The organism is Photorhabdus kayaii, from assembly GCF_025384895.1.
Lineage (GTDB): Bacteria > Pseudomonadota > Gammaproteobacteria > Enterobacterales > Enterobacteriaceae > Photorhabdus > Photorhabdus kayaii.
The window spans coordinates 17600-29974 of record NZ_JAJAFZ010000056.1 but is presented as its reverse complement, the minus strand read 5'-3'; the positions used below and the strand labels follow the sequence as shown (position 1 = coordinate 29974).

At 41.7% G+C, this 12375-nt stretch carries 13 protein-coding genes, 1 tRNA gene and 1 pseudogene; 6 read left to right on the top strand and 9 right to left on the bottom strand.

What is annotated here, in order from left to right; genetic code table 11:
- Window positions 1-160: 160 nt before the first annotated feature.
- Window positions 161-760 carry a GNAT family N-acetyltransferase gene (locus tag LGZ98_RS17920; RefSeq protein WP_113044377.1) on the top strand — a complete coding sequence of 200 codons (600 nt, stop codon included), beginning with the start codon at window positions 161-163 and terminating at the stop codon, window positions 758-760.
- A gap of 53 nt (window positions 761-813) precedes the next feature.
- Here LGZ98_RS17920 and LGZ98_RS17915 read toward each other — a convergent pair whose 3' ends face one another.
- Entirely contained in the window at window positions 814-1749 is a 936-nt protein-coding gene (locus LGZ98_RS17915) for a VirK/YbjX family protein (RefSeq protein WP_113044378.1), read from the bottom strand.
- 701 nt (window positions 1750-2450) lie between these two features.
- Here LGZ98_RS17915 and idi point away from each other — a divergent pair.
- The 3 genes and pseudogenes from idi (at window position 2451) to LGZ98_RS17900 (ending at window position 3533) form a co-directional block, all read left to right on the top strand.
- Window positions 2451-2984 carry an isopentenyl-diphosphate Delta-isomerase gene (gene idi, locus LGZ98_RS17910; RefSeq protein WP_113044379.1) on the top strand — a complete coding sequence of 178 codons (534 nt, stop codon included), beginning with the start codon at window positions 2451-2453 and terminating at the stop codon, window positions 2982-2984.
- Window positions 2985-3085: 101 nt separating this feature from the next.
- Window positions 3086-3319: pseudogene (locus LGZ98_RS17905) on the top strand (zinc ribbon domain-containing protein); the annotation flags it as partial.
- A gap of 52 nt (window positions 3320-3371) precedes the next feature.
- On the top strand, window positions 3372-3533 hold the full coding sequence (locus LGZ98_RS17900; RefSeq protein WP_262978355.1) for a hypothetical protein: 162 nt from the start codon (window positions 3372-3374) through the stop codon (window positions 3531-3533).
- 304 nt (window positions 3534-3837) lie between these two features.
- Here LGZ98_RS17900 and LGZ98_RS17895 read toward each other — a convergent pair whose 3' ends face one another.
- Entirely contained in the window at window positions 3838-4002 is a 165-nt protein-coding gene (locus LGZ98_RS17895) for a hypothetical protein (RefSeq protein WP_158536636.1), read from the bottom strand.
- Between LGZ98_RS17895 and dinQ the strand changes: the two genes are divergently transcribed.
- Window positions 3995-4066, top strand: coding sequence for a damage-inducible type I toxin DinQ (dinQ, locus tag LGZ98_RS24325; protein ID WP_387490891.1), 72 nt, complete (start codon window positions 3995-3997; stop codon window positions 4064-4066). The genes LGZ98_RS17895 and dinQ overlap by 8 nt on opposite strands.
- Window positions 4067-4535: 469 nt before the next feature.
- Here dinQ and LGZ98_RS17890 read toward each other — a convergent pair whose 3' ends face one another.
- From LGZ98_RS17890 to rpsU, 7 genes are all read right to left on the bottom strand, one after another.
- The gene (locus LGZ98_RS17890; RefSeq protein WP_262978356.1) at window positions 4536-4646 is read right to left on the bottom strand and encodes a helix-turn-helix domain-containing protein; all 111 of its coding nucleotides are present in this window, start codon (window positions 4644-4646) and stop codon (window positions 4536-4538) included.
- Window positions 4647-4978: 332 nt separating this feature from the next.
- Window positions 4979-5275 carry a NadS family protein gene (nadS, locus tag LGZ98_RS17885; protein WP_113044380.1) on the bottom strand — a complete coding sequence of 99 codons (297 nt, stop codon included), beginning with the start codon at window positions 5273-5275 and terminating at the stop codon, window positions 4979-4981.
- Between the two features lie 47 nt (window positions 5276-5322).
- The gene (locus LGZ98_RS17880) at window positions 5323-5646 is read right to left on the bottom strand and encodes a type II toxin-antitoxin system RelE/ParE family toxin (protein WP_228902205.1); all 324 of its coding nucleotides are present in this window, start codon (window positions 5644-5646) and stop codon (window positions 5323-5325) included.
- A gap of 646 nt (window positions 5647-6292) precedes the next feature.
- Window positions 6293-6369, bottom strand: a tRNA-Ile gene (locus LGZ98_RS17875).
- 575 nt (window positions 6370-6944) lie between these two features.
- Window positions 6945-8789, bottom strand: coding sequence for an RNA polymerase sigma factor RpoD (gene rpoD, locus LGZ98_RS17870; protein WP_113042419.1), 1845 nt, complete (start codon window positions 8787-8789; stop codon window positions 6945-6947).
- 170 nt (window positions 8790-8959) lie between these two features.
- Window positions 8960-10705, bottom strand: coding sequence for a DNA primase (gene dnaG / locus LGZ98_RS17865; RefSeq protein WP_112895530.1), 1746 nt, complete (start codon window positions 10703-10705; stop codon window positions 8960-8962).
- A 120-nt stretch (window positions 10706-10825) separates the two neighbouring features.
- A complete protein-coding gene (gene rpsU, locus LGZ98_RS17860; protein ID WP_001144069.1) occupies window positions 10826-11041 on the bottom strand; it encodes a 30S ribosomal protein S21 in 216 nt (71 codons plus the stop codon).
- Between the two features lie 294 nt (window positions 11042-11335).
- On the opposite strand from rpsU, the gene tsaD reads away from it, so the two are divergent.
- Window positions 11336-12349 carry a tRNA (adenosine(37)-N6)-threonylcarbamoyltransferase complex transferase subunit TsaD gene (gene tsaD / locus LGZ98_RS17855; RefSeq protein WP_113042417.1) on the top strand — a complete coding sequence of 338 codons (1014 nt, stop codon included), beginning with the start codon at window positions 11336-11338 and terminating at the stop codon, window positions 12347-12349.
- The last annotated feature ends 26 nt before the right edge of the window (window positions 12350-12375 follow it).

Below are 12375 nucleotides of genomic sequence, written 5' to 3'. Positions count from 1 at the left end.
TATTTTTTTCTGAATGATGTGAGAGTCATCTGAGATGTTAAAAGTGCGGGTTTTGCTTTAATAGGGAATTGATTTTCCATATATTAACTTAATTCCGGTTTTGACTCCGGAATAGAGTGAACTCTTCTATTCTGACTTAATTTATAACTCGGTGGTTATTATGAAAAAACAGATGATTGAATGGGTAACTTTGGCGGGAAAAGGGGTGACTTTAGAACCTCTGACACACCAACGGCATGATGAGTTTTTACAGGCAATTGAAGAGGGTGAACTGCATAAATTGTGGTACACCAGTGTCCCTTCGCCAGCTGAGCTAGGTAACGAGATTGAACGCCATTTATTGCTACATGAAAAAGGTACTATGCTGCCTTTTGCGATTGTTGATCATCGAACAGGTAAAGCGGTTGGAATGACCACGTATATGAATATTGATTCTAATGCCCGCCGGTTGGAAATTGGTTATACCTGGTATGCTCGTTCTGTTCAGCGGACACATATTAATACGGAAGCAAAATATCTCTTATTGAAATACGCTTTTGAAGAATTGGGATGTATCGCAGTGGAGTTTCGCACTCATTTTTTTAATCATCAGAGTCGGAAGGCGATAGAGCGACTGGGCGCAAAACTTGATGGGATTCTGCGTAGTCATGCTGTATCTAAAGATGGCAGTATCAGGGATACTTGTGTTTACAGCATTATCAGTGGTGAATGGCCTGCGGTTAAAATACATCTTGAATGGCTGATGGTTAAACCGAGATAAGAATCATCTCAAAAATTAGGCCGTCCTGTGAAAGGTTGCGGCCTGATTCTGATTTAATTTGAAGGCAGAGAATGCTGCATTCCATTATCCAGTTCATCTAGTAATTGATAGCGGCGGCGATATTCTGCCCGCTTCTTACTGGCTATATCTTCAAGCGGTTTTCTTTCAATGAATAAGGGGAGATGGAAATCCTTATTTTTTCCCTTTTCTCCACCTAATGATTCCCAGAAAGAGTCGTAATCAGCGACTAATTTGTCTTTCTTTTTATGCCAATAGCGTAGACTCTTATAGATGTGAGTATCATTGCTAGCTGCCAGAATTTGCTGGCATTCAAAGTGGGCTGCGAGACGGCAAATGGATTCAATCAGTAAGCGTTTTGGAAATAATCCATAACAATCTTTCGTTGCATCGCGGATAATTTCAAGGGTTGCATCGCCTTTGGAACCTTGTAGTCCACCGATGAACAGTGTTTTTTTACCAGCAATAGTGAGTAGTGTGAAAGCGCATCTTGCCAAGGTTTTATTATCTTCTGTTGTAATAAATAGAGTAAGCTCACCTTCTTTATTAAAGCAGTCCATAGAATCTAGACAAATAGTGTAAGTTCCACTCTTACCATTGATAACCGCTAATGGATATGCATTGGAACGAAATATTTTATTAACAATAGACTGATTTAACCCAGTAAATAATAGCTGGTAATGTTCATTTATTGCACGTAACGTCTGCCCTCTATTGAAGTTAATACTTAGATAAGGGCGATGTAATTTAGAAGGTAAACAAGGTTGTTTCTTCAAAATATCCAGATAGAACGGCGTATTAACTATCTGGTTTAATAGTTTTAGTGTCGATATTGGCATCAGAGCGCTACGTAAGGCAAATTTAGTGCGATTCTGGGCAGAATACCAATGAGGGCTAGGGCTAATTTTTTTTCCGACTAAATCTGTGAACAGCCGAATTCCTGAACTGGCAGGTTGATACATATATTTCATTTATTTCATTTCTTTATCTAGTTCTAAAAAATAACTGGAGGGAAGAGGACTTGTAAGCCGTGAGTATACTCCTTTGATATTAAACAAAACTTCAACAGATGTTTATTTATGTTTTTTTAAGATAAAAAATCAACAGCTGTTTAATGAATGTTTAGTTATTAAGGGGATTTTATCGTGTTTGTTTATTATTTGTTTAGTTTTCTGTGATGTTTTTTGTTGTAAAAGCACATCCAGAAAGATGAGAGAAACGGCTATAACTTGGTGTGATACCCGAGCTCATGATCTGTAACAAATTTAGCAGGTGAGTATCGACGATAAATGATTAATGTTGGATATATTATTTTTTGAATCCATTTAATTAAAACATTAATAATTATTCTATTAATTTGTTTTATTTTTACATTAATGTCAGAATGGATGAAATATTTTTATTTTGTGATTTATATTATATTTTTATGAAAAAATTTTCTTATTCTTGCAAAGTTAATTTGGTACTTGCAGAATATGGATTATATTTTTATTATTAATTAAAATTTATGATTTTATACCCAATGGATTTCAAGATGGATCGCGACGGCAAGGGAGCGAATCCCCGGGAGCATAGATAACGATGTGACCGGGGTGAGTGAGTGCAGCCAACAAAGAGGCAACTTGAAAGATGACGGGTATATATGATTCAATTCACAGAAAGGCCATTAATAATGGATGAGATGCTTGTTCTTGTTGATAAACATGACAATCCCATTGGTTCAGCGGGAAAAGCTGATATTCATCAGAAAGGTATGTTACATCGGGCCTTTTCTATCTTTGTTTTTGATAATAAAGGAAATTTACTCTTACAGAAGCGAGCGGCAACCAAATATCATTCAGCCGGACTTTGGACCAATAGCTGTTGTGGTCACCCTAGGGTTGGTGAAGCTCTGGAGGCCGCTGCACATCGGCGTCTTGGCGAAGAGATGGGTTTTGATTGTCCATTGAAAAAGGTTTCGTCATTTATTTATCACGCGATACTTCCTAATGATTTGATTGAATACGAGTATGATCATGTTTTTATTGGACGCTTTGATAAAGAACCGATAATTAACTTTGACGAAGTGTCCGATTATAAATGGGTTAATCCTCTGAAATTGAGGGAGCTAATTAATAATGCTCCTGATGTATATACGGTTTGGTTCAAAAAAATTATTAATGGACTTTCGTATCAAGATATTGAGGGGTGGCAAAGGCTGATTTGATAACAATGTAATTTATCGGTAGCCATAGCATTGGATTAATTAGATATGAATATCTCATTGAAATTTTCCAATACGCCGCAAATCCTGACAAATTAAGGGTGGCTATCGGGGATGCGGGCTGGAATAGCTTCCTCATGAAACTGGGATACAAAGCCGTAGCGGCGGGGGTCCATCTGGTCAAACTGGATCAGTGATTCGCCAGCTCGAAAACCTGTCATTGCTGCGGTCACAAAGTGCCGGAAATGCCGCTGCGTAAGCGGATCTGGCAATGCCCGGTTTGTCATGTCGAACATGACCGCGATATCAATGAGGCGATCAACATCCAGCGCAAGGGCACAGCAGCATTTACACACCTGTAGTTTGGGGGGAATCCAGCGAATCAGTGTCATGCAATTGATGTTAGACACGTTTGTAGTAAAGGAGTTGGCTGAACTGACAGCCAGTCATACACACCATAATACGGGTACATTGGAGAACGCCAGAGTCATAAGGAACACGGCCTATAAATCCGATGGATTGAAACAGAAATATTCGCCTGTGATTGGGTGAATATCATCCCATTTGTATGAGCTTTTTTACGCTATGACATAGGTTGATAACACCTTTTTTAAGGTGTAGACTGATTGTGTTAGCAGGAGAATGTCGCGCTGGAACCGAGGCTACCAATCTCGTATAGCACAAAGACAAACCGCTCTATCCAAGGGTAAAAATAAAAAACCAACCTCACCAGTTGGTTTTTTATTTTTATCTACTCATCATTTTAATTGATTGAATCATTTGAAAATAAACCTATAATCAACGGCTGTTAGTTTGGGGTAGCGTTCTGACCTGTGTATCTCTGACGCAAGTTTTTTTAAGTCCTGGCTGAGTACAGGTGGTGCTGATTCAGTGCCTCGGTCAGAGCGCGATATTCTCCTGCTAACACAGATGAGGGCCAGTCGGACAGGCAGCGTAAAGGCAATGGCTGGTTAAGTCGTGCTCCTAACTGGAGCAAACGGGTGAAAGCATTTATTGACATTGCTATCATCGTTCTCAAAGCGTTAATCGTGCTTTTAGAGCTGATCCGTGCATTTCTGAAATAGATAACGGAAACGTAGCTAAGGCCATCGGGGTAACCTCCCGGTGGCCTTTAACATTTACCGCCTTTGATCAAGCAAGCCACTCTTGTTTAAGTAGCTCAATATACTGATCTAAAAGCTTAAATTTGGTCATCCCGACTGGACTTGAACCCGTGTTCAAGCGGTTATTGCTCCGGTAGTATGGGAGGATAGCCAACAGATTAGTGTAGTTTACCGCGAGTCATACACATAATAACATTGGGACGCCTTTTTAAATGCGGTATCAATCAACGCTACGGGTTCGTGTTCTGATGATCTGAAATACAATTATCTCGCCCGCAACATGTGGGCTTTTTTATACTTTCATAGAGCTTGAATACAATTCTGATATTAAAAAATGGGCAATGAGTGTAATAAAAAACTGAAAATTTAGCGTGTTATATTAGTTTGACGGTTTAAAAATTGTCGTTACTTTTTCGGATATAGAAATAACTTATGTGATATCAGGATTGTTTGGTAAATCATTTCGGACGGTTCGTTTGATAGGCTGCTTATTTTCGTCAAAATACCGACTGGGCCATATCTCGGCAGGTGTGACACCAATTTCCTGAGCAAACTTCTTACCAGCTTACCAGCGTCCATGAACGCAAGGCTGCAAAACCTTGGTCACTGGATTTTGTCAATGACGAAATAAATGGGCTTATGGCGAAAACGGCACTACACCGCACCCGCCTGCACGCTTTGGATCAAAAGAGGATCACGAAGATAATTACAATGCAATGATATTAAAGGAAAAATTCTATTTTACGTGAAAAAAAAGATCACGAAAGGAAGCCGTGCTTTATCATAGAAATCAGATAGAGCGCGGCTTTACAGGATATACAGAACTGAAATTATTTTATCCTTTTGCATTACGACAAGGAGAAAGTGAAAGTATTAAAGTGTGCTTAATTCATTAATAAGCGCAGGATTACGTTCAAGCATCTTAAGTAGTTTCAGTGATGAACCAGAAGGAATGCGGCGGTGCTGTTCCCAGCTTTGAATTAGAGATGCAGAAACGCCAACAGCTTCGGCAAATTCACTTTGTTTTAAGCCAAAGGTTTCACGTAAGTTTTTTACATCAGGCAGGCGATGGTAATGGATATTTTCATCAGAAACAGAAAGTTCGCCTTTTTCAATTGCTACCATCTGATTCATGCTTTCAACCAGATCGTTAAAAAGTTTTTTGTCCATAGTCTCTCCTGTTGTATGAACATTGCCGCGTATCTGCGCGGTGTTAATTACTGTAATTTGTTACTGATGGCTTTAAGTACCTCTTTTTCTTTTGGAGTTAAGTCATCTTTTTTATTTTTAGGGTAAATCAAAAGGAGATAGAGCCTCCCAGTTTTGGTTATGGCATAGTAGATAATTCTTACTCCGCCACGTTTTCCTATCCTTTCTCGCTGCCAACGAATCTTTTTACATCCTCCAGTAGCGCTGATGGTATTACCCTGATCGTGATTCTTTAGTAAGTGCTCCTGTAATAGCCTAAATTCATCATCGGTTAACAGTTCTGCTCGTTCTCTACTAAATACGGGAGTTTCGATAAAAACCAGATATTCCATAAAAAACATCCTTGCCTATATATGGAAATATGATATTCGTACATGGTACGACAGTCAAGATCAAATCGTACTGGAGACTAGTACTACAGCCGTAGATACCAGAAAGTTGCATTTTCCTTGATGCTCACAACTCTGAGAAACCGCATGAATTAAGCTTTTCTATGGGTGTCTTTTCTGTTGAAAAAAGTAAGTACGGCTGTAGTACTAGTGAAGTTTTACCTTCGATTAGAAAGACCGGTAGCTATATAGGCAGGGAGAAGAGTATTTCACTAAGTCAGCTCATTATTTTCCCTTATTGTCAGAAACCAGCCAATGTTCTAAGTACAGAAAAATTGCATAGACACAGAATTGAAGTCTTAGCAATTTGTGATTCTATTCGGTGTCCAAAACAAGCTTTTAAAGTTGATCTATGTTTCTCGCATTATCTTCAAGGAGAATCAGGGATAAGGGTAGAAAAGGTGATAATGTTAAAAGGTTGATAAATAGACTAACTCTTGCCCAGAAATTGAAGCTGGCTAGTGTGTTTTCATCCAGGCAATGGCTTTATGAAAAAATCTCTGTCGCCATTTTGTCGCCACTGACTACCAGAAACAAAAAAGCCACTCTTGTTTGAGTGGCCTAATGTACTGATTTAACAGCTAAAATCTGGTGGCCCCTACTGGACTTGAACCAGTGACCAAGCGATTATGAGTCGCCTGCTCTGACCAACTGAGCTAAGGGGCCGTTGAATGGGAAGGATTATACGTACAGTTTTGCTCGCGGTCTAGCTTTGTAAATTCGTATGATCATTTTATGTGCAAAATTGCGTTTTTAGTAAGTAGTGAAAACGGGGAGTGATATATATTAGTTGTTTTTATGGTCTATTTAACGTTTTTATCCGTTACTGGATTAATTTCTCAGAAGCGATTTTGTACCATCTGGTCATATATTATTCCGATAAAAATATATTTTATAAGTTATTATTTGAATGATAATCATATCCCTTTCATTCTTCCTTAATCACCAGATGGAAAACGACTTTTTTATCTATCGGCTAGAAAGAATGTTGATTGAGTTATATCAGAGGAACCTGTGATGATATTTCTGCTGTCAGAGGATTTATACCCTATATATTTCAAGATACATCGCGACGGCAAGGGAGCGAATCCCCGGGAGCATAGCTAACTATGTGACCGGGGTGAGTGAGTGCAGCCAACAAAGAGGCAACTTGAAAGATGACGGGTATAGAGTATTGCCGATATAAAAGACAAAAGCGTCTGCCGGAGCAGACGCTTTTTAGTCAGAATGAATAAAATTGATTATTCATCAAGGAAGCTACGTAGAACCTCAGAACGGCTTGGATGACGTAGTTTACGTAGTGCTTTCGCCTCGATCTGGCGAATACGTTCACGGGTAACGTCAAACTGTTTACCGACTTCTTCCAATGTATGGTCAGTATTCATATCAATACCGAAACGCATACGCAGTACTTTTGCTTCACGAGCGGTCAGACCTGCCAAGACATCGTGGGTTGCTGAGCGTAGGCTTTCTGAGGTTGCAGAATCCAGCGGCAGTTCCAGCGTTGTATCTTCAATGAAATCACCTAAATGTGAATCTTCGTCATCACCAATTGGCGTTTCCATTGAAATAGGTTCTTTGGCAATTTTTAGTACCTTACGGATCTTGTCTTCCGGCATCAACATACGTTCTGCCAGCTCTTCCGGCGTTGGTTCACGCCCCATTTCCTGCAACATTTGGCGGGAAATACGATTGAGTTTGTTGATTGTCTCAATCATATGAACGGGTATACGAATGGTACGAGCTTGGTCGGCAATTGAGCGTGTAATTGCCTGACGGATCCACCATGTGGCGTAAGTTGAGAACTTGTAACCACGACGATATTCAAATTTATCAACCGCTTTCATCAAGCCAATGTTGCCTTCTTGGATCAGATCCAAGAATTGCAGGCCACGGTTGGTATATTTTTTGGCAATTGAAATAACCAAACGTAAGTTGGCTTCAACCATCTCTTTTTTCGCTCGGCGGGCTTTTGCTTCACCGATGGACATACGACGGTTGATGTCTTTCACCTGTTCAATGGTTAAACCGGTTTCTTCCTCAATTTGACGAAGTTTTTGCAAGCTACGCTGTACTTCTTCTTCCACCTCAAGGAGTTTTTCAGACCACGGTTTATTCATTGCTTTTGCAGCAGTAAACCAAATGTTGCTGGTTTCATTACCGGAGAACAAAGTGATGAAGTTCTTCTTCGGCATTTTGCACTGTTCAACACACATTCTCATGATCTGGCGTTCTTGAAGGCGAACGCGATCCATCATAGAACGCATGTTGTTGACCAGATAGTCAAACTGCTTTGGCACCAGACGGAACTGTTTGAAAACTTCTGAAAGTTTTAAGATTTCGGCCGCAGTATTTGGATGATTGCGGCCGTTTTCCTTAATTTCCTGACGGGTGATGTCATACTGTTGTCGCAGTTCTTGAAATTTCTGGCGCGCTAATTCTGGATCGATGCTGTTGTCATCATCACCATCGTCATCACTGTCTTCATTATCGTCGTCTTCATCATCATCGAGCTCTTCCTGTGGAAGTTCAGAACCAACGTGGGTGGCAGTAGGTGCAACTTCTTCTTCTGCGTTCGGGTCAACGAAACCAGTGATGAGATCTGACAGGCGAGCCTCACCTGCTTCCACACGGTCATATTGCTCCAGTAAGTAGGTGATTGCTTCAGGGTATTCAGCAACGGAACACTGTACCTGATTGATGCCATCTTCAATGCGTTTAGCAATGTCAATTTCACCTTCCCGGGTCAATAACTCAACGGTACCCATTTCACGCATGTACATACGTACCGGGTCGGTGGTGCGACCGATTTCAGATTCAACACTAGACAGTACTTGCGCAGCAGCTTCCACAGCGTCTTCATCTGTGTCGTTAGCGGTTTCTGCTAGCATCAGATCATCGGCATCAGGTGCTTCTTCCATTACCTGAATGCCCATGTCATTGATCATCTGGATGATATCTTCGATCTGATCGGAATCGACGATATCTTCCGGCAGATGGTCATTGACCTCAGCATAGGTCAGATAGCCTTGCTCCTTACCACGGGTGACAAGTAGCTTTAGCTGTGACTGCGGGTTTTGCTCCATAAGACGGTATCCACACTTCAGAGTATTTGGGTTGGTGTCGGTCGGCGAAACTAATCTGCCAACAATAACTTTTAAGGGCGTTTTCGTTATATTGCCGCTGCCCACTTATAGCGGCAAAATGTAGGGTTATTTCCCTACCTAATGCGGCATTTAAGCCGTGAATTCAGTGTTTACTTTCTGGCACGGGATTCATTAATCAAGCGAACTTCTTCGCGCTCTTCCGGTGTCAGGCCTTCAGTTCTTGCTCTGGCGATAAGAATGTCTAAACGTTCTTCTAACGCTGAGTCAACAAGATGATCCAGCGCGTCACGAAATGTATTTTCTGCTATTTCTTCTACTTGTATATCGTTCCATGTAGCTAATTTTTCAAGTTGTTTACTAAATTTATTATCACGATATTGCTCTAGCAGTTGTCCAGTTGTCAGCCCTGGCTGAGTAAGACAAACCTCCACAAGCTCCATGAATAATGGTAAGCCTGCAATTTTGGCCTGCATAATTCCCTGTAGGGGAGGAACTAAAGCGGCTAAGTGTGGGTTTTGTACCAACAGTCCTATAAGTATACGCATAGTTGTCGGTTTTAGCTGCGGCATCTGATAATTATTCCCACTTTCCAGGTGCTGCGGCAATAAACGTTCCAACTGCACTGCATCAGGGATACCCATCATATTGCCAAGTTCTTGTCTCATATAGAGACGCAGAACCTCCCCCGGAATCTGGTTGATCAATGGTACGGAAAGTGAACTGAGTTTTGTTTTCCCTTCAGGATTACTCAAATCAACTTGTGGCAGTAATGATTCGAACAGAAATTCAGACAATGTATGAGATTGTTCCATTCTTTGTTCAAATGCTTTCCGGCCTTCCTTACGGATTAGTGAATCAGGATCTTCACCATCAGGCAAAAACATAAAACGTAACTGCCTACCATCATTCAGATAAGGGAGCGCTGTTTCCAATGCCCGCCATGCTGCATCACGCCCGGCTCTGTCACCATCGTAACAACAGATGACGTTATCAGTAGCGCGGAAAAGTAATTGAATATGTTCCGATGTAGTCGAAGTACCTAGTGAGGCAACTGCATAATCGATACCAAACTGCGCCAGTGCTACCACATCCATATAACCTTCAACTACTAATAATCGTGAAAGGTCACTGTGATTTTGTTGTGCTTCATAGAGGCCATATAGCTGGCGGCCTTTATGGAAAATTTCAGTCTCTGGTGAGTTGAGATATTTTGGGAGCGCATCTCCCAGAACACGTCCACCAAATGCAATTACGCGCCCTCTACGGTCACGGATTGGAAACATTATTCGTTCGCGGAAGCGATCATAGGTACGGCCATTATCATTTGCGACCAGCATTCCAGCGTCATTTAACTGTCGACGATCTTCCGCGTTATGAGCAAACCGCTTCAAGGTGTTGTCCCAACCAGCGGGAGCGAAACCAATTGAGAAGCGGTGGATAATTTCTTCACTAAGCCCACGCTGAGCCAGATATTGCCGGGCTTGTTGTGCAGCAGGAGTGTTTAATACATTTTGATAGAAGCTGTTAAGCTTATCCATCAGTTGATAAAGGTTTTGTCTTTGATGACGTTCTATCTGACTGCTACTGGAACCTGCTTCATAAGGGACTTCCAGACCATGCATAGCAGCTAATTCTTCGATGGATTCGACAAACTCAAGTCTATCGTAATTCATCAGAAAATCGATGGCGTTGCCGTGAGCTCCGCAACCAAAGCAATGATAAAACTGTTTATCGCCATTAACAGTAAACGAGGGTGTCTTTTCGTTATGAAATGGACAGCACGCGTGGTGATTTTTACCCTGTTTTTTAAGTGGCACACGAACATCGATCAGATCGATGATATCGGTACGAGCTAATAAATCATTGATAAATGCGCGCGGAATTCGTCCAGCCATAAGCCCTTTTACGCCTGTTGATGAACGACAATAAGCCGCGCTCCCTTTCGGAAAGCACGGCCTTTATCTGCAACTACTGTTGTCTGCAAATTCAATCACTATGCGGATCAACCGCAAGGATTAGTACAGACGAGTGCGGCGTGCGTTTTCACGAGCCAGCTTTTTAGCGTGACGTTTTACAGCAGAAGCTTTAGCGCGTTTACGCTCAGTCGTTGGTTTTTCATAGAATTCACGACGGCGAACTTCTGCTAATACACCTGCTTTTTCGCAGGAACGCTTAAAGCGACGCAATGCTACGTCGAATGGCTCGTTTTCACGTACTTTAATTACCGGCATGTGCCTCTCACCTCAATAGAAATCGGTCTTGCTGGCGTGGGATGCCAGCCATCTTAAAATGGTGCGGAATTTTACTTCAATGAACACGGCTTTGTAAAGCGCCACAGCAAATTGAAACAACAACACTACGACGGTGATCTGCAAATCAGTTCCGTAATATTGATGATAACCACACAGGGATTTTATGTAGAGGAGTGATTATAGACTAAGCAGAAAAAATAGTCAGCATGTAAGCCGCGCAAATTAGCTTATCAATGATAAACTGGTTCTCTTCTGTGGAATATAGGTAGTGTAATGCGAGTTTTAGGTATAGAAACGTCCTGCGATGAAACCGGAATCGCAATTTATGACGACAAAGCCGGTTTATTGGCAAATCAATTATACAGTCAGATTAAACTGCATGCCGATTACGGTGGTGTCGTGCCTGAATTGGCTTCACGTGACCATATCCGCAAAACAGTGCCCTTAATTCAAGCTGCTTTGAAAGAGGCAGGATTAACTTGTAAAGATATTGATGCGGTGGCTTATACAGCAGGTCCTGGTCTGGTCGGTGCGTTATTGGTGGGTGCGACGATTGGCCGTTCTCTGGCGTTTGCTTGGGATGTTCCTGCGATTCCTGTTCATCATATGGAAGGGCATTTACTAGCTCCAATGCTGGAAGATAACAGCCCTGAATTCCCGTTTGTGGCTTTGCTGGTGTCTGGTGGTCATACACAGCTTATTAGTGTGACGGGTATCGGTAAATATGAGCTACTTGGTGAATCAATAGATGATGCCGCTGGTGAAGCATTTGATAAAACAGCTAAGTTACTGGGATTGGATTATCCAGGAGGGCCGATACTCTCCAGAATGGCTCAGAAAGGAGAAGCTGGGCGTTTTGTATTTCCTCGCCCAATGACAGATCGTCCTGGGTTGGATTTCAGTTTTTCAGGATTAAAAACTTTTGCGTCTAATACTATTCATAGCAACAGCGATGATGAGCAAACTAGAGCGGATATTGCCCGCGCTTTTGAAGACGCGGTAGTTGATACATTAGCGATTAAATGTAAAAGAGCGCTTGAGCAGACCGGGTTCAAGCGACTAGTGATGGCTGGTGGTGTCAGCGCCAACAGAGCATTGCGTATTAAAATGGAAGAAGTCATGGCAAAATTGGGTGGCGAAGTATTTTATGCGCGTCCTGAATTCTGTACAGATAACGGCGCCATGATTGCGCTTGCCGGCATGGTCCGCCTAAAAGGAGAGGTGAATGACTCACTTGGCGTGACAGTCAAAGCCCGCTGGCCATTGTCGGAATTACCTCCATTATAAATCTTCTTGATATAATGAAAATAAAA

Excerpts from the sequence above, each read along its gene's own strand:
- LGZ98_RS17900 (WP_262978355.1), top strand. The coding sequence starts at position 3,372 with ATGCAATTGATGTTAGACACGTTTGTAGTAAAGGAGTTGGCTGAACTG.
- LGZ98_RS17920 (WP_113044377.1), top strand. The coding sequence starts at position 161 with ATGAAAAAACAGATGATTGAATGGGTAACTTTGGCGGGAAAAGGGGTG.
- LGZ98_RS17915 (WP_113044378.1), bottom strand. The coding sequence starts at position 1,749 with ATGAAATATATGTATCAACCTGCCAGTTCAGGAATTCGGCTGTTCACA.
- nadS (WP_113044380.1), bottom strand. The coding sequence starts at position 5,275 with ATGGACAAAAAACTTTTTAACGATCTGGTTGAAAGCATGAATCAGATG.
- rpoD (WP_113042419.1), bottom strand. The coding sequence starts at position 8,789 with ATGGAGCAAAACCCGCAGTCACAGCTAAAGCTACTTGTCACCCGTGGT.
- rpsU (WP_001144069.1), bottom strand. The coding sequence starts at position 11,041 with ATGCCGGTAATTAAAGTACGTGAAAACGAGCCATTCGACGTAGCATTG.
- tsaD (WP_113042417.1), top strand. The coding sequence starts at position 11,336 with ATGCGAGTTTTAGGTATAGAAACGTCCTGCGATGAAACCGGAATCGCA.
- LGZ98_RS17895 (WP_158536636.1), bottom strand. The coding sequence starts at position 4,002 with ATGTCAATAAATGCTTTCACCCGTTTGCTCCAGTTAGGAGCACGACTT.
- LGZ98_RS17880 (WP_228902205.1), bottom strand. The coding sequence starts at position 5,646 with ATGGAATATCTGGTTTTTATCGAAACTCCCGTATTTAGTAGAGAACGA.
- idi (WP_113044379.1), top strand. The coding sequence starts at position 2,451 with ATGGATGAGATGCTTGTTCTTGTTGATAAACATGACAATCCCATTGGT.
- dnaG (WP_112895530.1), bottom strand. The coding sequence starts at position 10,705 with ATGGCTGGACGAATTCCGCGCGCATTTATCAATGATTTATTAGCTCGT.